This is a genomic window from Pseudomonas sp. Marseille-P9899 (assembly GCF_903166565.1).
GTDB lineage: Bacteria > Pseudomonadota > Gammaproteobacteria > Pseudomonadales > Pseudomonadaceae > Aquipseudomonas > Aquipseudomonas huaxiensis.
In genome coordinates this window covers 655309-676457 of the sequence record NZ_CAESCG010000002.1, presented here as the reverse complement: position 1 = coordinate 676457, position 21149 = coordinate 655309, and the positions used below count along the sequence as shown (strand labels likewise).

At 58.7% G+C, this 21149-nt stretch carries 24 protein-coding genes and 3 tRNA genes; 17 read left to right on the top strand and 10 right to left on the bottom strand.

The window, feature by feature from the left end:
- Positions 1-55 precede the first annotated feature (55 nt).
- The 4 genes from HWV67_RS12425 to HWV67_RS12410 form a co-directional block, all read right to left on the bottom strand.
- The gene (locus tag HWV67_RS12425; protein WP_175651437.1) at positions 56-1333 is read right to left on the bottom strand and encodes an OprD family porin; all 1278 of its coding nucleotides are present in this window, start codon (positions 1331-1333) and stop codon (positions 56-58) included.
- Positions 1334-1368: 35 nt separating this feature from the next.
- The gene (locus HWV67_RS12420; protein WP_175651436.1) at positions 1369-2697 is read right to left on the bottom strand and encodes an MFS transporter; all 1329 of its coding nucleotides are present in this window, start codon (positions 2695-2697) and stop codon (positions 1369-1371) included.
- Positions 2698-2932: 235 nt separating this feature from the next.
- Entirely contained in the window at positions 2933-4012 is a 1080-nt protein-coding gene (locus HWV67_RS12415) for an aromatic ring-hydroxylating dioxygenase subunit alpha (protein WP_175651435.1), read from the bottom strand.
- A 32-nt stretch (positions 4013-4044) separates the two neighbouring features.
- Entirely contained in the window at positions 4045-4998 is a 954-nt protein-coding gene (locus tag HWV67_RS12410) for a PDR/VanB family oxidoreductase (protein ID WP_175651434.1), read from the bottom strand.
- Positions 4999-5034: 36 nt separating this feature from the next.
- On the opposite strand from HWV67_RS12410, the gene HWV67_RS12405 reads away from it, so the two are divergent.
- Positions 5035-5724, top strand: a complete 690-nt coding sequence (locus HWV67_RS12405; RefSeq protein ID WP_306167779.1) for a MarR family winged helix-turn-helix transcriptional regulator — start codon at positions 5035-5037, stop codon at positions 5722-5724.
- Positions 5725-5897: 173 nt separating this feature from the next.
- Positions 5898-7109, top strand: a complete 1212-nt coding sequence (locus HWV67_RS12400; RefSeq protein ID WP_175651433.1) for a tyrosine-type recombinase/integrase — start codon at positions 5898-5900, stop codon at positions 7107-7109.
- Here HWV67_RS12400 and HWV67_RS12395 read toward each other — a convergent pair.
- Entirely contained in the window at positions 7102-7611 is a 510-nt protein-coding gene (locus tag HWV67_RS12395) for a hypothetical protein (RefSeq protein ID WP_169900661.1), read from the bottom strand. The two genes, HWV67_RS12400 and HWV67_RS12395, sit on opposite strands and share 8 nt — an antisense overlap.
- A gap of 163 nt (positions 7612-7774) precedes the next feature.
- Between HWV67_RS12395 and HWV67_RS12390 the strand changes: the two genes are divergently transcribed.
- The 13 genes from HWV67_RS12390 to HWV67_RS12330 all read left to right on the top strand — a co-directional run bounded on the left by HWV67_RS12390 (position 7775) and on the right by HWV67_RS12330 (position 16949).
- Complete coding sequence (locus HWV67_RS12390; RefSeq protein ID WP_175651432.1) at positions 7775-7975, top strand: helix-turn-helix domain-containing protein; 201 nt, start codon at positions 7775-7777, stop codon at positions 7973-7975.
- Complete coding sequence (locus HWV67_RS12385) at positions 7972-8154, top strand: hypothetical protein (RefSeq protein WP_175651431.1); 183 nt, start codon at positions 7972-7974, stop codon at positions 8152-8154. Before HWV67_RS12390 ends, HWV67_RS12385 begins: the two co-directional genes overlap by 4 nt.
- 123 nt (positions 8155-8277) lie before the next feature.
- The gene (locus HWV67_RS12380) at positions 8278-8490 is read left to right on the top strand and encodes a hypothetical protein (RefSeq protein WP_175651430.1); all 213 of its coding nucleotides are present in this window, start codon (positions 8278-8280) and stop codon (positions 8488-8490) included.
- The gene (locus tag HWV67_RS12375; protein WP_175651429.1) at positions 8487-8867 is read left to right on the top strand and encodes a DUF3077 domain-containing protein; all 381 of its coding nucleotides are present in this window, start codon (positions 8487-8489) and stop codon (positions 8865-8867) included. Before HWV67_RS12380 ends, HWV67_RS12375 begins: the two co-directional genes overlap by 4 nt.
- A gap of 114 nt (positions 8868-8981) precedes the next feature.
- Complete coding sequence (locus HWV67_RS12370; protein ID WP_256680103.1) at positions 8982-9740, top strand: hypothetical protein; 759 nt, start codon at positions 8982-8984, stop codon at positions 9738-9740.
- 257 nt (positions 9741-9997) lie between these two features.
- The gene (locus HWV67_RS12365) at positions 9998-10900 is read left to right on the top strand and encodes a hypothetical protein (protein ID WP_175651933.1); all 903 of its coding nucleotides are present in this window, start codon (positions 9998-10000) and stop codon (positions 10898-10900) included.
- Positions 10901-11058: 158 nt separating this feature from the next.
- Complete coding sequence (locus HWV67_RS12360; RefSeq protein WP_175651427.1) at positions 11059-12273, top strand: phage major capsid protein; 1215 nt, start codon at positions 11059-11061, stop codon at positions 12271-12273.
- Positions 12274-12275: 2 nt separating this feature from the next.
- Positions 12276-12794: an HK97 family phage prohead protease gene (locus HWV67_RS12355; protein ID WP_169900650.1), complete on the top strand. Its 519-nt coding sequence runs from the start codon at positions 12276-12278 to the stop codon at positions 12792-12794.
- Positions 12791-14026, top strand: coding sequence for a phage portal protein (locus HWV67_RS12350; RefSeq protein ID WP_175651426.1), 1236 nt, complete (start codon positions 12791-12793; stop codon positions 14024-14026). The genes HWV67_RS12355 and HWV67_RS12350 overlap by 4 nt, the downstream gene beginning before the upstream one ends.
- Before the next feature lie 376 nt (positions 14027-14402).
- Positions 14403-14864 carry a TerS protein gene (locus HWV67_RS12345; RefSeq protein WP_175651425.1) on the top strand — a complete coding sequence of 154 codons (462 nt, stop codon included), beginning with the start codon at positions 14403-14405 and terminating at the stop codon, positions 14862-14864.
- Positions 14861-16357: a terminase large subunit gene (locus HWV67_RS12340; RefSeq protein ID WP_071552399.1), complete on the top strand. Its 1497-nt coding sequence runs from the start codon at positions 14861-14863 to the stop codon at positions 16355-16357. Before HWV67_RS12345 ends, HWV67_RS12340 begins: the two co-directional genes overlap by 4 nt.
- A complete protein-coding gene (locus tag HWV67_RS12335; protein WP_175651424.1) occupies positions 16354-16635 on the top strand; it encodes a head-tail connector protein in 282 nt (93 codons plus the stop codon). Before HWV67_RS12340 ends, HWV67_RS12335 begins: the two co-directional genes overlap by 4 nt.
- A complete protein-coding gene (locus HWV67_RS12330; protein WP_175651423.1) occupies positions 16635-16949 on the top strand; it encodes a phage head closure protein in 315 nt (104 codons plus the stop codon). The genes HWV67_RS12335 and HWV67_RS12330 overlap by 1 nt, the downstream gene beginning before the upstream one ends.
- Before the next feature lie 183 nt (positions 16950-17132).
- Here the strand turns inward: HWV67_RS12330 and HWV67_RS12325 are convergent.
- Positions 17133-17209, bottom strand: a tRNA-Arg gene (locus HWV67_RS12325).
- A gap of 294 nt (positions 17210-17503) precedes the next feature.
- Between HWV67_RS12325 and HWV67_RS12320 the strand changes: the two genes are divergently transcribed.
- The gene (locus HWV67_RS12320) at positions 17504-17692 is read left to right on the top strand and encodes a hypothetical protein (protein ID WP_175651422.1); all 189 of its coding nucleotides are present in this window, start codon (positions 17504-17506) and stop codon (positions 17690-17692) included.
- On the opposite strand, the gene phnN is transcribed toward HWV67_RS12320, so the two are convergent.
- On the bottom strand, positions 17689-18285 hold the full coding sequence (phnN, locus tag HWV67_RS12315) for a phosphonate metabolism protein/1,5-bisphosphokinase (PRPP-forming) PhnN (RefSeq protein ID WP_175651421.1): 597 nt from the start codon (positions 18283-18285) through the stop codon (positions 17689-17691). The two genes, HWV67_RS12320 and phnN, sit on opposite strands and share 4 nt — an antisense overlap.
- 339 nt (positions 18286-18624) lie before the next feature.
- Here phnN and HWV67_RS12310 point away from each other — a divergent pair, with 339 nt between their 5' ends.
- Entirely contained in the window at positions 18625-18951 is a 327-nt protein-coding gene (locus HWV67_RS12310) for an Arc family DNA-binding protein (protein WP_003254499.1), read from the top strand.
- Between the two features lie 123 nt (positions 18952-19074).
- On the opposite strand, the gene mgtE is transcribed toward HWV67_RS12310, so the two are convergent.
- The 3 genes from mgtE to HWV67_RS12295 all read right to left on the bottom strand — a co-directional run bounded on the left by mgtE (position 19075) and on the right by HWV67_RS12295 (position 21119).
- Positions 19075-20517, bottom strand: a complete 1443-nt coding sequence (gene mgtE / locus HWV67_RS12305; protein WP_095156840.1) for a magnesium transporter — start codon at positions 20515-20517, stop codon at positions 19075-19077.
- A 371-nt stretch (positions 20518-20888) separates the two neighbouring features.
- Positions 20889-20965, bottom strand: a tRNA-Arg gene (locus HWV67_RS12300).
- Positions 20966-21042: 77 nt separating this feature from the next.
- A tRNA-Arg gene (locus tag HWV67_RS12295) sits at positions 21043-21119 on the bottom strand.
- Positions 21120-21149 lie beyond the last annotated feature (30 nt).

The following is a 21149-nucleotide window of genomic DNA, read 5'->3' as shown; positions in this document are numbered from 1 at the left end:
CTGTTTCGCGCTGCCAGGTATCGCGGCAGGCGATACCTGGAACAGCAGCCAGGACTCACCAGATCTTCAAGGTGTAGTCGATGTTGATCCGGGTTTCGTTATCACTTCTGAAGGTCGAACCGACGTCCTGCTGATTTCGGTAGAACGCTTCCCTGACCCGAAACACCAGGTCTTTGGCCGGCCCGGACTGTATGACATAGGACAGCTCGAAATCCTTCGACGACTCTTTGAGGTCGCGGCCGCCCAAGGCCGGCAGGTCGATGCTGTCGCCGTGCAGGTAACGCATCATTCCGGTGAGCCCCGGAATGCCGACGCCGGCAAAGTCATAGTCATACCTGACCGCCCAGGTGCGTTCGCCAGGGTTGACGAAGTCCGCGCTCATGGTGCCATCGCTGAGCACGGCAGGCTCTCCGCCAGCGATATAGGGGAACGCACTGTCGCCAAACTGGCGCATGTGGCCCACTCCCAGGCTGTGAGCGCCCCACCGATAACTGAACATGCCGCCAACGTTCAGGTTGTCGATGCTACCGGCCTTGGCCCGACCATCCTCGCGGCTGTTGAACACCCGGATATCAGACTTGAACGTGCCCTCTCCCATCGGTGCCAGGTGAAGCACGCCGAGGAAATCCTGGGTGTAGATGTCATCCAGTTCGGCCCGCAGCAGACGCAAGGTCAGATTGGCCACTGGCCGGTACTCCCCGCCATAGAAGTCGAAACGCTCGGAGGTGGCGCCCGGGCGGAAGCGACCGTTCGGCGAGGCCAGCCCGATAGGCCCGTAGTCGGTGGAGTCGCGCAGGTTCACCCGGTCCATTCGCCCTGCGTGAATCGTCACTCCGTCCCACTCATCGGAGATCAGGTACGCACCGCGGAAGGATTGCGGCAGCAGACGAGCCGGGCTCGCGGTTATCACAGGCAAGGACGGAAACTGAGTGCCTATCGACAGCTTGCTCTTCGAAACCTTGGCTTTGAACGTAATGCCCAGTTCGGAGTATTCATCCCGGGCCTCTCGCGTCACCGGGTTGTAGGACAGCAGTTGGGTTGCCGTGCGATCAGGCGAGGAGTCGAGCTTGAGCCCCAGCAGGCCGGTCGCATCCAGGCCGAAACCCACTGTTCCCTCAGTGAAGCCGGAACTGGCTTTGAGGATGAACCCCTGAGCCCACTCACGCGCAGCCGGGTAAGGCGACTCGCCCTTGTAATCGCGGTCCAGGTAAAAGTTGCGGGCAGTGAGCGTCGCACTGCTGTTGTCGATGAAACCGGCGCTCGCACTTTGCGCCAGCAGGCCCAGGAGGATGCCCCAGCCGACAGGCATGAGGGCGGAAACGGGAGTACTCATTCAGCGTCACCTTATTGTTGTTATTGGTGATGGACTCAGGAGGCGAGCGGGTGCACAGCCGGTTGCGGCGAACGCCTGTGCATCAGCCACACGGCAATGGCCGCGACAAGGAATGCGCTGGCGAACAGAAGGTAGAGGTCGGCTGGCTGCCAATGGGCGTCGATCAGTCCGCCCGCCACCAGGGGAGACAAGATGGCCCCGATCCTGCCCACGCCGATTCCCCAGCCGAGCGCCGTGACGCGCTGTTCCGGCCCGTAGATGCCGGGGGTAAGCGCGTAAAGACCGGCGACACAGCCATTCACCAGCACACCGATCATCAGCACCAGGACAAATGCCACGTTGAGGATGGCGGTGAAGTGAACGAAGACCGCAAGCAACAGCGCGTTGAGTATCAGGTAGCTCATCAGGACCCGGGACAGTCGATACCGCGCCGCCAGCAGCCCGATCAGGGACGTTCCGACGATACCGCCGAGATTCAGCAGCACCCCGCCGGTGATGCCCTGCTGATTGGACAGCCCTGCGGAAACCAGCAGCTTGGGCGTCCAGCTCATGACGAAGTAAAAGCCGAACATGACCAGGAAAAAGCCCGCCCAGACCAGCAAGGTCGAACGCAACAGCTGTTTCGAGAAAAGCGCCGTGAAGCCTGACGAAGCCAGGGCAAGCGCAGCAGGCTTTGGCAGATCCTCGACCGGTTCGATACCGGTGCGGCGCAGTAGCCGGTTGACCCTGCTCAACCCATCACGGGGCTGGCGTGCCAGCAAGTAGGCGATGGACTCAGGCAGCAGGAAATACAGTACCGGCAACGTCAGCAATGTGGCGATGCCGCCATACAGGAACACCGAGCGCCAGCCTGCATCAGGAATGATCTGCGCAGCGAAGATCCCGCCTAGCGTGGCGCCCAGTGCGTAAGCCGTGGATTGCAGGCTGATGGCCAGGCTTCGCCATTTCTTGTTGGCGTACTCGCCGGCGATCACATAGCTGCTCGCCAGGATGCCACCGATTCCCAGCCCGGTGAGCAAGCGCAGCGCACCCAGCATGGTCACCGACGATGCCTGGGACGAAGCCAGCATTCCCATACCTGCGACCGAGATACACAGCAGGATCAACGGACGACGCCCAAAGCGGTCGGCCCAAGGCGCGATGAACAGCGAGCCGAGTGCCATTCCGACCAGCCCGGCACTCAGTAGATAGCCTATTTCGATCCCGCTGAGCCCCCATTCACTGGACACCGAGGACGCGGTAAACGCCATGACCAGCACATCGAACCCATCGAGCATGTTGATCAGAAAACACAGGGAAACGACCAGCCACTGGAAGCGGTACATGTCCTTGCTGTCCAGTTGTTCGGCGATAGGCTGATTCATGGTTTTGCCTCCCGGTTACGAGAGACGACGGGATTGTTGCGGGCGACCGTAATCACCCTGCGATGGAGGGAACATGAGATTTGCATTGGAGACCTTCTTGTTTTTCTTATGTGTGCAACGCAAGGGCCCGGCCTGGATCGCCGAGCGTGGATGGCTGCCGGTCAATGCCACATCTGATCGACAGCCAGGGACGCGGATCAACCCGAACCGGGCATCCTGTGCGGGTCGATCCCCATCAGGCAGACGCCTGGCGTAGCTGCTCGATGATCTTGCGTGCGCGGTTGGCACCGACATCCACATGGATATCGATCATCGGCCGAGGACCGAAACCGAGCATGTTCTTGTACTGGGCCTCGATCACCACCTTGTCTTCGTCGAACGTCATCTCGGTCTGCTCTACAACCTTGGCTTTGATCGCTTCGACATTGCTTTTGGGGTTGGTCGCAATGGTCCAGAAGTAGTGGCTGGTGGTCTCGGTTTCTGGTGTCACGCCATGGAAACCGCGCATGTGGAAACCGCCACGACGCGGGTCGTCGAGGGCCTCTGTTCCGGCATCAACCGCGCCGGTCCAGATGCGCAGGTGCGTGACCAGAAACTCGATCTCCTGCCAGCGATCGACCTTGTCCTTGAAGGGATACGCCGCGCTGTAGGTCGGTGGCGGCTGCGACCCGGGCATATGGCGGACCACTCTCACCGAGGTGTCATCGCTGTCGACCCGCATCTGCGCATTCATGTGCACGCTGGCGTTGCCGCCGATGGTCCGCAGGTGCACGTAGCCCAGGTGGCTCAGGTCCAGCAGGTTGTCGTGGATCAGTTGATACGGCGCATCGTAGTGATAGATGCCGCCTTCGAAGACGTACTCACCGCTGCTGTGAACCTCGTAAGCCGGTGGCTCGTTGGTTGGCTGTGGCTGCGAGGCACTGCCGAACCAGATCCAGATAATCTGGTCGCGCTCTTGAACGGGATACGCCAGGACCCTGGCCTTGCTCGGAACCTTCGCCTGGCCCGGCACTTCAAGACACTGCCCCATGGCGTCGAACAAAAGGCCGTGATAACCGCAACGCAGGCCTTGTTCCTCCAGCGTCCCGCTGGACAGCGGAAGCGCCCGGTGACAGCAGCGATCCTCCAGTGCGGCGGCCTTGCCATCAGCGGTGCGGAAAAGCACCACCGGCTTGCCCAGCAAGGTCCGGCCAAGCGGTTTGTCCTTGAGCTCCCAGGCAAACCCGGCGACGTACCATTGGTTCAGCGGGAACTTCGGCTCTTCGGCAGTCGCGCCAACCTCATAGGCAAGGGCCTGAGCATGCGATGCACTCATAACGATCTCCTTCATCAGTTTCTTGTTGGGGTTCACAGGTCCAGCACCAGGCGCGGACTGTTCGAGCGGGAGCAGCAAGGGGTGAAACGGTCATTGCGGGCGTGTTCCGCAGCAGTCATGAACTGATCGCGATGGTCAGGCTCACCCGCCAGCACCCCTGTCATGCAGGCGCCGCAGATGCCCTGCTCACAGGAGCTTTCAATTTCGATGGCGTTTTCCAGCAGCGCCTCAAGAACGGTCTGCCGGGCAGGAATGGTGATCACACGACCGGAACGCGCGAGTTCAACTTCAAAAGCACGGTCGCCTTCAAGCACCTGGGGCGGTGCGGCGAAGTCCTCGCGATGGATCTGCTGATCGCTCCAGCCGCAGGACTGGGCCGTGGACTGCACATGCGCCATGAAACCCGCGGGGCCGCAAACGTAAAGCTGGTCACCCGCCGAAGGGCACGCGAGCACCTGCGCCGCGTTGAACCGTTGCTCGACAGGACCGTCGTCCACATGCAGCCGGAGGTGGTGACTGAAAGGTGCGCAGCTCAGTAATTCAACAAAGGCCAGGCGCTGCGCCGAACGCCCGCAATAATGCAGTTCGAAATCCTTGCCGGCGGCAATCAGGGCATGGGCCATTGCCAGGATCGGCGTGATACCGATGCCGCCCGCGAACAATAGATAGCGCTGCCCTGTCAGATCGAGGTCAAACAGGTTTCTGGGCGTGCCGATTGTGAGCCGGGCACCCTGCCCCACCTCCAGGTGCATGCCCCTTGATCCACCACGCGATTCGGCCTCAAAGAGCACGGCAATCACGTAACGACCTTGCTCCTCAGGGGAATTGCACAGCGAGTACTGCCGAACCACACCTGGCGCAACGTGAACATCGACATGCGAACCCGCCGTGAACGCGGGCAACGCGGCCCCATTCGCGGCGAGCAGTTCGAAGCTGCAAACGCCGTCGGCTTCGATGATTTTCTGTGACACACAAACTTCGAGCATGAGCCTGCCCTCACCACGGTTATGCAGTGTTTGAAAATGAGTATGGAAATGCCGGGCACACCGGCGAGAGAGCGGGGTTTACGGATCAGGCAGGAACGAAGGGCACAGGCGAGTCATGACACGGAACCTCTGGTTTTTGTTGTAGTGTCGCGTGCGCTTATGATGCGGACGCGTAATTCTCAGGTGATTTTCATCCTAGCCATTTTAGTTGCGGTGTCAACTAATTTCATTTCACTGCACTGCACAGGTACCTTTCCTGCCATGCCACAAACGCCACTGAATCTGGATCGCTACGTACCGGCGCTGCTGACCTTCCTGACCAACAAAATGTCGAGCGGCGCCTCAGCCTGCTACCGCAAGCATTTCGGGATTGGCATCGTCGAATGGCGGCTGCTGGCGATGCTCGCGGTTGAAAACAACATCAGCGCCAACCGCATGGTTCAGGTCATCGGGCTGGACAAGAGCGCCATCAGCCGGGCGCTGCAAACGCTCGAACGGGATGGGCACGTATCGACTGAGGTGGATGCAAAGGATGCGCGTCGCTATACCGTCTCGCTCACGACTGCGGGACGTGAACTGCATGATCGGGTACTGGTTACCGCGCTGGAGCGGGAGCGCTTGTTGCTGGGGGATCTGACAGAAACAGAGGTGGAAACACTCATCGGTTTTCTGCACCGGATGACTGCTCAGTTGGACAAGGTGAATGCGGTTGAGCCGGAGGAGTGAAATCGAGATGGTGTCCCAGGGCCGGTTCGAACGGCCAACCTTCCCCTTAGGAGGGTAGAAAATAACCTTTAGCAATCATACACTTACCTTATAAATCAGGTAGTTACCGTATGGTTGTATCCGGTCAATCTGGCTGATATTGTGCTTTCTGCTGGTACATTGCTGGTACGGACATGAAAGCCAAGATCACACAGAAGCTAATCAACAGCCTCAAGCCTGAGGAAAAGCACTATCGGGTGTTCGATACCGATCAGCCTGGCTTCTTCATCAGGGTACAGCCAACCGGCCATATGGCCTACATGGTTTCGTGGGCACGCAACCGGGAACGATCCCTGGGCCGTGTAGGCACTCTCACGCTTGCCCAGGCGAGAACCGAGGCTGCCCGATACCTCGCGGACGCTCACGAGCATGGGGAGCCGCTGGCGGTCACACGGGATAGACGGGGGTCAGCAACCCCCAGCCTGCGCCAGTTCATCGATGACACGTACATGCCATGGTTCCGGGCACACCACCGTGGCGACGAAAAGACGCTCTACAACCTCGACAACAACTTCGACATGATCATGCCTCAGCGCTTAGACGCGATCACCGGGCGCGATCTGGAGCTACTGCGCACCGGCTGGCTCAATGCTGGCAACAAGCCCTCGACGGCCAATCGCAAGATGGGTTCGATCGGCGGCGTGTTCTCCAGGGCGGTCGATTGGGAGTATCTGCCCTCCTCGCCCCTGGACAAGATCAAGCCGTTGAAGGTGGACACTAAGGGCCAGGTTCGATACTTATTGAAAGACGAAGCCAAGAACCTCAGAAACGCACTGGAAGTTAGAGAGCATCGCGCATGCCTGGAGCGTGACAGTGCAAACCAATGGCGCGCCGAGCGCAATAGAGTCCTTTTTCCGGACCTGAAAGAAATGGCATTCATCGACCATTTAAAGCCAATGGTACTGGTGTCTCTGAATACTGGAATGAGGCGCGGCGAACTATTTAGCCTGACTTGGCCGATGGTCAACTTCCAGACTAAAACAATCACCGTCGGCGGCGATACCGCAAAGACTTCTGAGACTCGCCATATACCGATGAACGCCGAAACCTTCAATACGTTGAAGGCATGGAAAGATCAAGGCGGAGAATCATCCTTTGTATTCCCTGGCCTGGAGGGCGGGCGGATGGAGGACGTTAAAAGCGCCTGGTTGAAGCTGCTGAAAGAGGCGTGCATCACCGGCTTCCGCTGGCATGACATGCGTCACGACTTCGCTTCACGCCTGGTGATGGCTGGGGTTCCCTTGAACACCGTGCGCGATCTGCTGGGGCACACCGATATAAAAATGACATTGAGATATGCCCACCTCGCGCCAGACATTAAAGCGGCGGCAGTAGAGCTTATTTAGGCAATCGCCGGACGAAATCAAAAGGCACTATAGTTCTGCTATCTTTATGTTCTTCCACATGAAGTGTAAGAGACATGAAATAAGAGCCTACTTTAAATTTATCTATAAAACCTAAACCTCTAAGATGATATGGGGCCAGGTAGCTCTCTATATTCTCGTCCCAAAATTCAGGAGTTGCCTTTATCGTTTCCCATATACGCTGCTCTTCATAAGTAAGTAACTCCGGCATGAATGCACACAAATTGATAAATTTTGCGGCTTCGTCAGTTGTATAGAACTCAGAAACTGCATTGGCAAGTGACCACGTCTCGCGCTTTCCTTCCATCAATACTGGTGTATCCAGATCAAATGCAGCTGACTCAATCGCCGCCTCGATCACGCTGGTGATCGATTGGCGTTTTATGCGCGCCATGAGCTCAATTGTGTACTTGATCTTTGGGTCAAGTCGCAAAGTCAGAGTCTCGGTCTTCCTTGCCCCTTGGTTCGGCTTGTTCTTCACCATGACCCTCTCCCTCCAGCATCCAATTCGTCGATGGCGGAATGGTAGCGGTAGAAGTGCATGCCGTCTATCTGTCCTATTTCGTCCGTACTGTAATGCAGTTGACGTGCAGTACGTCTTGATAATAGGATTCTCCATCGGCCATCCCGGCCAGATGGAGAACGAAATGACCCACCCTCACCAAACACCCGCTCTCGCCCTAGGCATTGATGACGCCGCTCGAGTGATCGGAGTAGCCCGCTCGATGCTGTACGAGATCGTAGCCCGCGGCGAAATCGAGAGCTTCAAGCTCGGTCGCCGCCGCCTGATCCTGGTCAAGAACCTGGACGCCTACATCAACCGCGTAGCCAAGGAAGGTGCACGGTGAACATCAACCTTTCATTGGACGAGCTGGCGTGGGTTTCTAACGTCGAGCAGATGTATGTCGTGTGGCTGGCCGCAGAGCCAACTGACCCGCATTACGACCGTCTGCGCACAAGTTGGGAAGAGAACAAAAGCGCACTGGCCGCTTGGCTTTTCCAGCGCCTGGCGCAGGTAACCAACTGATGCGCGTCCGCATCATCGACCGTGCCGGGAATGTCCTAGGCACGCTTCAACTGCCAGTAACGGCCCTTCTGGCCGATCTGGAACCACTGCGCCGACTGGGCGCTTATCGAGTAGAGGTAATCCATGAGCAAGCAACAGCGCGCTCTTGAAGCGCAAGCGCGGGAGGTAGCAGTGCGACACGGCTGCATTGCCGTCCGCTCCACCAAACGGCTGCCGGTGAACGGTGGTGGTGGGTTCCAGGTGGTAGACGCGGAGACGTGTTTCGTCAAAGCAGGTCAGCGCTTCGATCTGAGCGCTGAACAGGTAATCAAATTTTTCGAGGGGAACCCAGCATGAAGGCTCAGGTATTCAAGTGCTCTGAAACGGCAAGCATGCCTTTCCGTAAGTGCGGATCGGTTAACGGGCAGGTCAAGCACACATTCCAAGTACCAGAAGGCGTTGATGCAAATGATGCACTGGAAGAGGCATCCACGATCCTTTCCACGACTTTCGACATGATCGTCGACGCCGGATTTGGGAACCTCAAGATCGAAGGAAATTATGCCTGGATGCTACTCAACACTCTGGAAAGCGCTAAGGCACTTCTGGATGCGGTATTGCTGGGGATGATTGACGAGGAGGAGATCCGGGCAGCGTTGGCGCGCTGCCAGGATCAGGACAATGCACAGGCAAGTGATGTCGGGGCAGAGTGTGGCACGCAGCGCGCAGCCTGACAATCCTCTGACCTTAAGCGAGGGGGGTGCAGTTTTCTTGCACCCCCTTTGCGCCTGACTGTGAGCCGCTGAATGGAATGCCTAGCCACAAAACTACTTCGCCGTGGAGACGCGGTGAGCATTGAGCGTGGGCAGCTCGCCATTCAACCGGCGAGCGGCAAGCCCGTACCGCCGGAGTGGATCAGTACCAACCGGGCCAGAATTTGCCGTGAAGTGCTTATGTCGGTGGGCCTGGATGCATTCGAGTACGTAGGCTATTCGACTGGGCACTACGGCAAAACCCGGAGCGCCGGTATCACGCTTCAATTTGTCTCGGTGCTGTCCGGCCAATCTGTCTACGCCGTGTTCAACGCCGATCTGACACGTCAGCGCAACACTGCCACTGGCAAGGCTGGCGCGCTGCTACCCAAGGGACAGTTCCGTATCGGTAAGCGCAGCAATTTCTACAGGTTCTGGTTGAGCGCCGGCCTGCAGATGCCAGACCGGTTGCAACGGTTCTACAAATGCATGGGCAAATTATCGACTGTTTTGATGGCTGGCGCGGTTAGTAATGACCGTTTTGATGTGCAGACACTTCAGCCTCTGACCCTCTCCGCAGAGGAGGTTAGCCGGGCACTCTCAGGGCACAAGGAGGGCACAACCAAGGCACAAGGAGGGCACAAGGAGGGCACAAAGTCAGGGCACAAGGAATTGGCTACAGACCACGAGCCACAAGGGTTACAGCCGATTCCAACTACGGGCGCTTCAAACTACGGAAACAAGGTAATAAGGGAGGAAGGTTACAAGACCTTTCCTTACACCCCTATAGATACCCCTAAGCCACCCCAGGAGCAGAGTGTGGATGAGTGGCTAGATGCCTACGATTCGGTCTGATCCACATCACCCTAATTCCGGGTATGTACCTCCAGGCCAAATACCCGGAAAGCCGGTGATTCGCCGGTTTTACATACGGGAAAATCACACATGTACCACCTCGCGATTTGAAATCCGAAAGGTCTACTGCACTTTTCGGGTAGTGCCCCAGGCAAGGGTCGAGTTTGAAATCGCACCCTTCAATCAAGCCAAACTTGGCCCGATTTAAAACGTGACCAAGTTCAAACCATGAAACAGGGGGTTTCACCTTGAACACAATGAAACAGGGGGTTTCAGAGGATCAGCGAACCCGCATCCTCGATCTGCGCCGCCGTCACTCGTTCCGGGAAGTCTCCCAAATCACCGGGATACCCCTCGGCACGGTCAAGACCATCGTCAGCCGGTCGGGTGCCTTTCGAGACAATGAGGCCCACCGGGCGCTGTTCTGCCTGCCACCGATCCAGGTCAGCGCCGGAACCTCGCCAGCCGTGCAAGAGCTGCCACCGCAGCAAGGCGTGACCGGGGATCGTGACGTTGACGCCCTGCTGTGGCTTCGCGAGGTGATCGGCACTGGCCACCCTGGACACATCGAGGTCGCCATGGAAGCGGCTAAGCGCATCAAGACGCCGCTCAAGCAGCTTGAGGAACGGTATCGGGATTGGCTCAGGGTGAAGCATCCCAACAACATGTTCGCCGCCCTGTCGTCGTTCGACCTGGGCAACCTTGAGAGCTTGGCCGAGTCGTCAGTGGAAAAACTCCGAAGGCAGACAGAAGCCAGGTCGCGTTTCGGTGACAGGATTTTCAGCCTGACCGATGCCGAAGTGTTCTGTGAGACAGCCCTTGATGGCTTGGAGCCCGTGGGAGACTGGGATTTGGATAAGGCCGAGGTAGCCGACAGGTTCAAGGCCAAGCCGGATCTGATGCCAAACACCCTGAGCGACTGCATCCACGAGTTGGAATACTGGAGCGCGCTCTACTGGCTGCGCAATGCATGCACGCGCCACTGTGGCGACCCGATCCGTGAAGCATCGGCCCGCGACTGGTTTGTCTTTGAGCTGCTGGCGCATATCCGGCCACGGCACAAGGACGAAGCCAAGATTGTGATGCGGTACCTGAGCATCAGCGGTCGTGCCGATCATCGACAGGACTGTGATCGCATCATCGACAACCTGCTGGGATGACCGTTCGTCAGAAAGGATATAGGCCCATTCGTACCCTCAGACACTACCGTACACAAGTAGACAAAGCCTATGCCTGACGCACGATAAGCCCCTGTTTTGACAAGTAAAACCCGCCTATGGTGAGCCCTGAGAAACCCTCATCCCATAGGAATTACCCCATGAAACTCAACGCCCTTCGTGAGCAGCGATCCACCAAAGTCGCCAGCATGAAAGCATTGGTGGACAAAGCCGCAGCGGAGAGCCGCGACCTGTCTGCCGAAGAAATCCAACAGTTCGACGCCCTCAAGGTTGAAGAGCGCACCCTGGCCGCTCAAGTCGAGCGTGCCGAGTACCTGGGCGACCTTGAGCGTCGTTCTGCTGGTGAGCCGGTATCGGGCAACCCTTCTGCTGACTTCGACCGCCTGGCCGGTTCGGTGTCGGTGGTCAAGGTTTTGAAAGCCCAAATGGAAGGCCGTAGCCTGGACGGCGCCGAAGGTGAATATGCCAAGGAAGCCGAAAAGCGCAGTGGCCGTAAAGCCGAGGGCGCATTCGTTCCGTTCAAGAGCCTGGAGAAGCGCGCCAACACCACCGTGACCGCGCCTGAATTGATCGGCACTGACCATCGCGCCCAAGACTACATTGGCCCGCTGCGCGAAAGCCTGGTGGCCCGTGCTCTGGGCGTTCGCGTCCTGTCCGGCCTGGTGGGCAACGTGTCCATTCCGAAGTTCGGTAGCGGCCTGGAAACAGGTTGGATCACCGAAGGTCAGCCGGTGCCCGAGGGCCAAATGTCTTTCGACGGCGTGACCCTCACACCCAAGCACGTTGGCGGCAAGACCGAAATGTCCCGCCAGCTCTTGCAGCAATCGTCGCCCGGTATCGAGCAGTTGGTACGTGAGGATCTGTCGTTCCTGATCGCCAAGCAAATCGACCGCGCCATTATCAACGGCTCCGGTGCTGCTGGTGAACCACGCGGCATCCTGAACACCCTGGGCATCCAGACCGCCGACATGCCAGATACCTGGCTTGAAGTGCTGGCGATGCTCCAGAAGCTCGATGACGTGGAAATCGCCAACGGTCGCTGGCTGACCACCTCGACCATCCGCACCCTGTTGGCCGGTACTGAAAAGGTCGTGGGTTCCGGTAGCGGCTTCCTGTACCAAGGCGGCACCCTGGCTGACCTGCCACTGACCACCAGCAAGAACGTACCGGAGAAAAAGCTGATCCTGGGCGACTTCTCCCAAGTGCTGCTGGGCGTCTGGTCCGAGGTAGACATCCTGGTCAACCCATTCGCTGAACCGGCCTACAGCCGTGGCGGTGTGCAGGTTCGCGCTATGGCGACCGTCGATACCGCCGTGCGTCACCCGCAAGGCTTCGTCGTAGCGACCGGGGCTTAATCATGGAACGGCGTACCTTCAGCATCGCGCAAAAGGGCCGGACGCTGCACGGTTACGCCGCCCGCTTCGGTGAACCTGCTGCCATTGGTGGGTTCACTGAGGTTATCCAGCCGGGGGCGTTCACGCGCTCCCTTGCAGGACCTGCCGCCGCCAGCATCCGAGCGATTTACGAACACGACGATGCAGCCCTGTTGGGCCGTGTCGGAGCGGGCACCCTGCGCCTTAAAGAGGATGACGTGGGCCTGGCCTTTGAGCTGGACCTACCAGACACCACCCTGGGCCGTGACGTGGCCGAACTGGTCAAGCGTGGCGACCTGGACGGATGCTCATTTGGCTTTGTGTCGGTCACTGAGCAATGGGAAGGCGAGCAGCGGAGTTTGCAATCCGTCGATCTGCACGAAATCACCATTACCGCCAATCCCGTCTATCTGACCACCACCGTCTCGGTGCGTAGCCGCAAGCCCATGCACGCCCTGGCGAACGCTCGCCGGTATCTGGAAATCCTGGAGTGCATCCGATGAAAAAGTGGCTTGGCCGGATGTTTGAAACCCGCAACAACACACCTGCTTTTGACACCTATTACGACCGTTTCGCCACTGCCCAAAACGTGGCGGGCGTGACGGTCAATGTGAACAGCGCCGAGTCAATCAGTGCCGTGTATGCCGCTGTAGCAGCCATCAGCGAAACCGTGGGCAGTCTGCCGCTCGACGTGTACCGCAACACCGAGGACGGACGGGAGAAGGCCAAGACCCACCCGCTGTATCGCCTGCTGCATGACGCGCCCAACCACTACCAAACCGCCCTGGAGTTCCGGGAGCAGATGCAGCGCCATATTCTGCTGCGCGGCAATGCCTACGCCGAGATTGTTTGGTCGTCTGCTGGTCGAGTCGAAGCCCTGCTGCCCCTGCATCCTGACGGCGTGTCGATCCTGCGCACCAGCACCGGGGCATTGCTCTATGAGACCACCAACAAGGAAGGCCGGACCAAGCGCCTGTTGGCTGATGAAGTCTTGCACCTGCGCTATCACAGCGATGACGGCATTCTCGGTCGCTCGCCTATTCAGGTAGCCAGGGAGACGGTGGGCCTAGCACTGGCCGAGCGTACCCACGGCGCCATGATGTTTGCACAGGGCACCAAGTTGTCGGGTGTGATCGAGACTCAACCCGGCACCACCAAGGTACAGGCCAGGGAGATTCGCGAGTCGTGGTCTGAGGGTTATTCGTCGGTGGCCAACCACGGCAAGACCGGCGTGCTGCCCCAGGGCGCCACCTTCAAAACTGTCTCGATGACCTTGGAGGATGCGGAGTGGATCGAGGCACGCCGCCTGTCCGTTGAGGAAGTGGCCCGCCTGTTCCGTGTACCGCCTGTGCTGATTGGTGATCTGCGCGAGGCCAACTACTCCAACGCTGTGGAGCTGGGCCGGTACTTCGTTACCCACACATTGCGCCGCCACCTGGTGGCATGGGAGCAGGCCATCAACCGTGTGTGCCTGACCAGCCCGGCGTTCTTTGTGGAGTTCAACGTAGAGGGTCTGTTACGTGGTGACAGCCTCAACCGTGCCCAGTTCTATGAGAGCGCTATCAGCACCGGGTGGATGCTCAAGAGTGAGGCCCGCCGCATTGAGAACCTACCAACCATTGAAGGTATCGACGATGACAAAGAGACCCCGCCTCAAGACCCTACCGCCCCGCCTCAAGGAAGCACCCACCCCACTGGAAGCAATGAAGGCAAGGGCAAAGGAGAGAAAGAATGAGCAAGTACAAACCGAAGGCCAGGGTAGTCCCACTCAATAGCGCAGCGTGGCAGAGCCTACGTGCGTGTGTCCTGGCAGAAGAGCCACTGTGCCGCTGGTGCCTGGCCCGTGGGCTGTATGTAGCCAGCACTGACGTGGACCACATCAACAACGATGGTGATGACAACAGGCGAGTGAATCTTGCCGGTATGTGCCACTCGTGTCACTCGGTTAAGACTGCTCAGGACATGGGCAAGAGCACGACCCGAGGCCATGACGTGAACGGATTCCCGCTCGATCCGAACCACCACTGGAACACGGCCAAAAGATCACCAGCAACCGCCGTTGATAGGACCGCCCCCTCCCTGCTCTTTAAACGCTAACTGCCTGAAAACCCATGAAAACGACCGACCGCCGTACCCGCTCCGACAGTGCCAAGGCCGCTGTAGCCGCCAGCCAGGCCGTTGCGCTTGGCCCGCTCCAGCCGCCCGCCCACGTTCGGCTGCGCGACTGCGACCGGCCTTTCTGGAATGCCATCGTGACCGCTCGCCCACGCGATACCTGGACCGACGCCGACCTGGTGCTGGCCGGGAGCCTCGCACGGGCGTATGCCGATATGGAAACCCTGCAGGAGAGTATCGAGCGCGACGGAATGCTGGTGGAGGGCAAGATCAATCCCGCGTGTGACCTGCTGGATAAGATGACCCGCCGTGCCCTGGCGACTGGCCGACAACTGATGGTCGCCACCATCGCCACCGTGGGCAAGGCCCAGGACATTCACAAGGGCGCCGCCCTGGAGCGGGGAGCGCGACAACACATTGACGATGACTTGATCCCAACCTTGGAGACGCTCCAGTGACCCGCGCTGAAAAGATCATCGCCTTTATCGAGCGCTTCTGTGTCACTCCCGAAGGGGCGGACGTGGGCAAGCCTATGCTGCTGGCTGAGTTCCAACGCCAGTTCCTGCGCGACGTGTACGACAACCCAGCGGGCACACGGCGGGCCATCCTTTCCGTAGCACGCAAGAATGGTAAGTCGGGCTTGATTGCCGGACTGCTGCTGGCGCACCTGGTCGGCCCCGAGGCCAAACAGAATAGCCAGCTCGTATCGGGTGCCATGAGCCGTGACCAAGCCGCCCTGGTATTCAACCTGGCAAGCAAAATGGTGCAACTGTCGCCCGCCCTAACGAAGATTGTCCGCATCGTGCCCAGCGGCAAACGTCTGCTGGGGCTGAACCTGAACACCGAGTTTCGCGCCCTCGCCGCCGATGGCAAGACGGCACACGGCCTGTCGCCAGTGCTGGCTATCCTGGATGAGATCGGCCAGATACGCGGTTCACAGTCTGACTTCGTTGACGCCATCACCACCAGCCAGGGTGCCCACGAAGCGCCCCTGCTGATCGCCATCAGCACCCAGGCCGCCAACGACGCCGATCTGCTGAGTCAGTGGATCGACGATGCCCTGCGCAGTAAAGACCCGCGCATCGTGTGTCGGCTCTACGCTGGCGCCGAGGGCTGCGACCTGATGGACGAGGAAGCGTGGAAAGCAGCCAACCCGGCACTGGGCCTGTTCCGTTCCGAGACTGACCTACGCGAGCAGATGCAACAGGCCGAGCGGATGCCGAGCATGAGCAACAGCGCCCGCAACCTGCTGCTTAACCAGCGTGTGAGTCTGGACAGCCCATTCATTAGCCCGGACGTGTGGGCCTTGTGTGATGCCGAGCCAGAACCTTTCGAGGGACTGGTTTACGCCGGTCTCGACTTGTCTGCCCGAACTGACCTGACAGCCCTGGTGCTGATCGGCAAGGCCGGGGGCGTGTGGCAGGTTCGCCCGTACTTCTGGACGCCTGAGCAGGGGATATTCGACCGCTCCCGCAAAGACCGGGCCTCCTATGACGTGTGGGCGCGACAAGGATTCATCCGCACCACGCCAGGCGCCACCGTGGACCTGGAAGCCGTCGCCCTCGATCTGGCCGAGATATTGAGCGACTGCGACGTGGCTGCAATCGCCTATGACCGCTGGCGCATCGACGTGCTGAAAAAGGAACTGGAGCGCCTGGGCCTGGAACTGCCACTGGTGCCGCACGGCCAGGGCTTCCGAGATATGGCGCCCGCCCTCGATGCCCTGGAAGGCGAGCTGCTGAATGGCCGGATTGCCCACGGTGGCCACCCAGTCCTGACCCTGTGTGCCGCCAACGCCGTGGCAGTGAAAGACCCAAGCGGCAACCGCAAGCTGGACAAGAGCCGCCGCACTGGACGGATTGACGGTCTGCAAGCCCTGGCAATGGCGTTCGGTGCCTCGCTGGTGGCTGAGACTCCCTTTGATAGCGACACCGAGGTATTTTTCGTATGACCACCGTGACCCTGGATGAAGCCAAGCTACACCTGCGCGTCGATCAAGACTTTGAAGACGACTACATCACGTCGCTGATCCTCGCTGCCGAGGGGCACGTCAGCATGTACCTGGGCGATGACTTGCCCGACCCTATGCCCGCCTCAATCAAGGCCGCTGTCCTGCTACTGGTGGGCGATCTGTACGAGAACCGGGAACGCCAGGGCGACCGGACGCTGACCGAGGGCACGGCGTACACGCTACTACTGGCACCGTACCGCTCGATGAGTGTGGTGTGATGCAGGCCGGGAAACTGCGCTATCCGGTGTCGATTGAGAAGCCGGTAGACGTTCAGGACAAGCTGGGTGGCTTTATCCGCACCTGGGTAGAGGTCAGCCGGGAATGGGTCGATATCGAAAGTGTCAGCGGTAAGGAGTTCATGGCCGCCCAGGCGCCCCAAGCCCAGACCATTTATAAGATCACCCTGCGCTATCGTGATGACCTGGTGTCGAGCTGGCGTATCCGGGAAGGCGTGAAGCTGTACGAGATCACCGCCGTACTGCCCGACAGTCGCCGCCGGCGGATAGAGCTTATGTGCAAGACCGGGAAGTAACCCGCGCCACGTTTTGCGAATCACGAAAACGTGGCGCGGAATTCAAATCTGTCAGCCTGACAGAATTAAAAAAGGCCCCGCCTGGTCAATCAGTGCGGGGCCTTTCTTTATGCTGGCGCTGGTACGCTGCTGGTACGTCGATCCGGATTTGGTAGGTAAATCCGGCGAAACCCTTGATTTATATGGTGTCCCAGGGCCGGTTCGAACGGCCAACCTTCCCCTTAGGAGGGGGATGCTCTATCCAATTGAGCTACTGGGACACAAGCCGGCAGCGGACACCGCGCGGCGGAAGGCGTGCATGTTAACCAGCAGGGCGTTATTTGTCATGCCGTGAATCGGGCTTTTTGCCTGCCGACGTCGCGAGGCTTACGTAACCAATCGTGCATTCTGCAATAAAGCATAAGGCCATTATTGCAGGATGCACGAAACCGTCACCCCAAATAACAACTAACTAGTTGATTTAAAAGGAAAAATTTAATAATTTCGATTGGCACGACAACTGCTGGATCAACCACAATGGAATGTATTGATCCCACAGCCCTGGAACCCACGCCATGAATCACGTCCTCATCGCCTTGAACGCCCTTGCCCTGACGGCCGTGATCGGGTTGAACCTCATGCCCTCGGCAACCGCTGTCGACACGGTCAATTACCAGACCTCGATGCAGCCGAGCCGTGCAGTTCTGGGTGAGACGCCACAGCAGTCCGCTACACCGGTCGCGGAACACACGCTCTCCTTCTAAGCGGCGGCGATTTCCACCTCTCGCAGTATCGCGACCAAGCGCTGCACGGCAGCGTCCAGCGTTGTCGAATTATCCAGCAGATAAATGCCCTCATCGAACTGACCTGCAATCCGCAGGTTGCGCGCCAGTCGCTCCTCGATTTCCTCGACGCCTTCCCGCGCGCGACGAAGCAATCGCTCTCTCAAGACTTCAGCAGACACCGTAAGAAGAATCGGCACCAAGTCAGGATACTTCGCACGCGCCGCCGGCAAGTGGGCACGGGAGCCGTTGACCAGCACTGGCCGGCCTTCAGCGAGCCAGGTATCGATCTCCACAGGGATGCCGTACGAAAGGCCATTGGCCTGCCAATCCAGCGCGAAAGCCCCATTCGAACGTAGCGTGGCGAACTGCCATGGCGATACACTATGCGCCACTTCGCCCACCGCCTCGGCGGAACGAGTAATGACGCGTCGGGCGACAGCCACCCCCAACGCCTGCAACGCAGGTCGTGCGTGATCAATCACACTGTCCTTGCCAGACCCGGAGGGTCCCATCAGGTAGATCAACCTGGCGTGGGCGGCCAACGGGCCGTCGCCCCTTGCGTCATGCTGCATAGCCACTATGCTCATAGATAGGAAAGCCCGCGCATTCTAGGCGCTTTCCATGACCTTTTCGCCTGTTGCTGATGGCAGGTAATAAGGTGTCTGAATCGGGTAAGTGGCGAACACGAAACTTTTCAAACCAGTACTCATTTCTGATAATTGGTACTGGCAAAAAGCCTCCACCCGGTTCAATATTTGTCACAGAATTGACGCCAAGGAACCGGCGACAATGAGGCATCATAACGGCCTCATTCACAATTCAGGTTGAACATTTGACCGTGATGATGGTCGTAGTCTCATCGCGCGGCCAATTTCAAGAACCGCTTCCCCTGAACTAAACCGGTCAATTATATGCGCCCAATGAAACAGGCTATTTACTCAAGCCGCACCGCAGACAAATTCGTCGTCCGCCTACCCGACGGAATGCGTGAGCGCATTGCCGAGGTTGCGCGTAACCATCACCGCAGCATGAACTCCGAGATCATTGCCCGCCTGGAGCAGAGCCTTATCCAGGAAGGCGCACTGGGAGACGAGCTGAGCATGCGCCTGGACAGCCCGGAACTGTCCCTGCATGAACGCGAGCTGCTGCAACGCTTCCGTCAACTGTCCCATCGCCAGCAAAACGCCCTGGTTGCTCTGATCGCCCACGACGTAGAGATGGCAGCGGACGCTTCCTGACCCTCTTTATTCCTGAACCCGCTTCAGAACAAAACGTCCGGCGCACTGCACCGGGCGTTTTGCTTTTCAGCGCCCACAAAAAAGCCAGCATCTCTGCTGGCTTTCTTTTGCTTCAGTTGGGCGTTACAGCAGGAACACCGTAGCCAGGCCGAGGAAGATGAAGAAGCCACCACTGTCGGTCACCGCGGTAATCATCACACTGGAGCCCATGGCGGGATCTCGCCCGAGGCGTACCAGGGTCATCGGAATGAGTACGCCCATAAGCGCCGCGAGCAACAGGTTGAGCGTCATCGCCGCCATCATCACCAGGCCCAGCGACCAACTGCTGTACAGCAGGAAGGCGACTACACCGATTACCCCGCCCCAGATCAGACCGTTGAGCAGCGAGACCGCCAGCTCCTTGCGCATCAAGCGCGAGGTGTTGCCGGGACTGACCTGATCCAGCGCCATGGCCCGCACGATCATGGTGATAGTCTGGTTACCCGAGTTACCACCAATACCGGCCACGATCGGCATCAACGCCGCCAGCGCCACCAGCTTCTCGATCGAACCCTCGAACAGGCCAATCACCCGCGAGGCCAGGAAGGCCGTGATCAGGTTGATCGCCAGCCATGCCCAGCGGTTACGCAAAGAACGCCAGACCGATGCGAAGATATCTTCTTCTTCGCGCAGACCCGCCATGTTCAGCACTTCGCTTTCGCTTTCTTCGCGGATCAGGTCGACCATCTCGTCGATGGTCAGACGGCCGATCAGGCGGTCGTTCTTGTCGACTACGGGCGCTGATACCAGGTCATAACGTTCGAACGCCTGGGCCGCGTCATAGGCGTCCTCGTCCGGGTGGAAGCTGACCGGGTCGCTGGCCATTACTTCGGAAACCTGCTTGTCCGGGTCGTTGACCAGCAAGCGCTTGATCGGCAGCACGCCCTTGAGGATACCGTCGTAATCGACCACGAAGAGCTTGTCGGTATGCCCTGGCAGCTCCTTGAGCCGGCGCAGGTAACGCAGAACCACTTCCAGGCTGACGTCTTCGCGGATGGTGACCATCTCGAAGTCCATCAACGCCCCCACCTGCTCCTCGTCGTAGCTCAGGGCTGAGCGCACACGCTCACGCTGCTGGCCATCGAGGGTTTCCATCAACTCATGGACAACGTCACGGGGCAGTTCAGGGGCGAGGTCGGCGAGTTCGTCGGCGTCCATTTCCTTGGCGGCGGCGAGCAACTCATGATCGTCCATGTCGGCGATCAGGGTTTCACGCACTGCGTCGGATACTTCGAGGAGAATGTCGCCGTCTCGCTCAGCCTTGACCAACTGCCAGACTGTCAGGCGGTCGTCGAGGGGCAATGCTTCGAGAATGTGGGCAACGTCGGCGGAGTGCAGGTCATCGAGCTTGCGTTGCAGCTCGACCAGATTCTGCCGGTGAACCAGGTTTTCTACCCGGTCTTGATGATGGCCTTCCTGGCGGTGAGTGAGATCTTCCACCACGCGCTGGCGGTGGAGCAACTCGACCACCTGGGCCAGGCGATCCTGCAGGCTATCTTGCGTCTTTTTTACTTCGACTTCAGTCATAGGCGAACTCCACTCCCAGCAGCGGAGCACGCCGGGAGATCAATCAGTCACATCGTGATTGGCAAAACGAGCTATTGAGTAACTACTGGGTAAGTCCATGGTGGTATTCCACAAGCCCCGGCGGGGCTGACGGGCGCAATCATACACCGCTTGAGCTGCCAGAGGCTGAAAATATCGGCGAAAACAATCGTTTGCGGAAATGACCGACGCAAACGCCCGAATCCATCAATGCGACGGCAAGCGCTCGAAAAAGAGCACATGCGCTAATTAAAAATTAGCACGCCCTATCGATTGCTCGATGACATTTTATTAATCGGAGAAATAATCGCGGAAAACAAAAAGCCCGCCATTAAGGCGGGCTCTTCGTTATATGGTGCACTCGACAGGATTCGAACCTGTGACCGCTCGGTTCGTAGCCGAGTACTCTATCCAGCTGAGCTACGAGTGCAGGGTTGGTACTTGATGGACCAGATCACCTCTGGTTGAAGCAGAAGCAACTTCCTGATGGAAACCACTTCTTTTATATGGTGCACTCGACAGGATTCGAACCTGTGACCGCTCGGTTCGTAGCCGAGTACTCTATCCAGCTGAGCTACGAGTGCAGGGTGGTACTTGATGGACCAGATCACCTC

Coding starts and splice junctions, on each gene's coding strand:
- HWV67_RS12415 (WP_175651435.1), bottom strand. CDS start 4,012: ATGAGTGCATCGCATGCTCAGGCCCTTGCCTATGAGGTTGGCGCGACT.
- phnN (WP_175651421.1), bottom strand. CDS start 18,285: ATGCAGCATGACGCAAGGGGCGACGGCCCGTTGGCCGCCCACGCCAGG.
- HWV67_RS12345 (WP_175651425.1), top strand. CDS start 14,403: ATGAAAACGACCGACCGCCGTACCCGCTCCGACAGTGCCAAGGCCGCT.
- HWV67_RS12410 (WP_175651434.1), bottom strand. CDS start 4,998: ATGCTCGAAGTTTGTGTGTCACAGAAAATCATCGAAGCCGACGGCGTT.
- HWV67_RS12350 (WP_175651426.1), top strand. CDS start 12,791: ATGAAAAAGTGGCTTGGCCGGATGTTTGAAACCCGCAACAACACACCT.
- HWV67_RS12400 (WP_175651433.1), top strand. CDS start 5,898: ATGAAAGCCAAGATCACACAGAAGCTAATCAACAGCCTCAAGCCTGAG.
- HWV67_RS12330 (WP_175651423.1), top strand. CDS start 16,635: ATGCAGGCCGGGAAACTGCGCTATCCGGTGTCGATTGAGAAGCCGGTA.
- HWV67_RS12320 (WP_175651422.1), top strand. CDS start 17,504: ATGAATCACGTCCTCATCGCCTTGAACGCCCTTGCCCTGACGGCCGTG.
- HWV67_RS12425 (WP_175651437.1), bottom strand. CDS start 1,333: ATGAGTACTCCCGTTTCCGCCCTCATGCCTGTCGGCTGGGGCATCCTC.
- HWV67_RS12335 (WP_175651424.1), top strand. CDS start 16,354: ATGACCACCGTGACCCTGGATGAAGCCAAGCTACACCTGCGCGTCGAT.
- HWV67_RS12390 (WP_175651432.1), top strand. CDS start 7,775: ATGACCCACCCTCACCAAACACCCGCTCTCGCCCTAGGCATTGATGAC.
- HWV67_RS12360 (WP_175651427.1), top strand. CDS start 11,059: ATGAAACTCAACGCCCTTCGTGAGCAGCGATCCACCAAAGTCGCCAGC.
- HWV67_RS12395 (WP_169900661.1), bottom strand. CDS start 7,611: ATGGTGAAGAACAAGCCGAACCAAGGGGCAAGGAAGACCGAGACTCTG.
- HWV67_RS12380 (WP_175651430.1), top strand. CDS start 8,278: ATGAGCAAGCAACAGCGCGCTCTTGAAGCGCAAGCGCGGGAGGTAGCA.
- HWV67_RS12365 (WP_175651933.1), top strand. CDS start 9,998: ATGAAACAGGGGGTTTCAGAGGATCAGCGAACCCGCATCCTCGATCTG.
- mgtE (WP_095156840.1), bottom strand. CDS start 20,517: ATGACTGAAGTCGAAGTAAAAAAGACGCAAGATAGCCTGCAGGATCGC.
- HWV67_RS12405 (WP_306167779.1), top strand. CDS start 5,035: ATGAGTATGGAAATGCCGGGCACACCGGCGAGAGAGCGGGGTTTACGG.
- HWV67_RS12375 (WP_175651429.1), top strand. CDS start 8,487: ATGAAGGCTCAGGTATTCAAGTGCTCTGAAACGGCAAGCATGCCTTTC.
- HWV67_RS12310 (WP_003254499.1), top strand. CDS start 18,625: ATGCGCCCAATGAAACAGGCTATTTACTCAAGCCGCACCGCAGACAAA.
- HWV67_RS12355 (WP_169900650.1), top strand. CDS start 12,276: ATGGAACGGCGTACCTTCAGCATCGCGCAAAAGGGCCGGACGCTGCAC.
- HWV67_RS12420 (WP_175651436.1), bottom strand. CDS start 2,697: ATGAATCAGCCTATCGCCGAACAACTGGACAGCAAGGACATGTACCGC.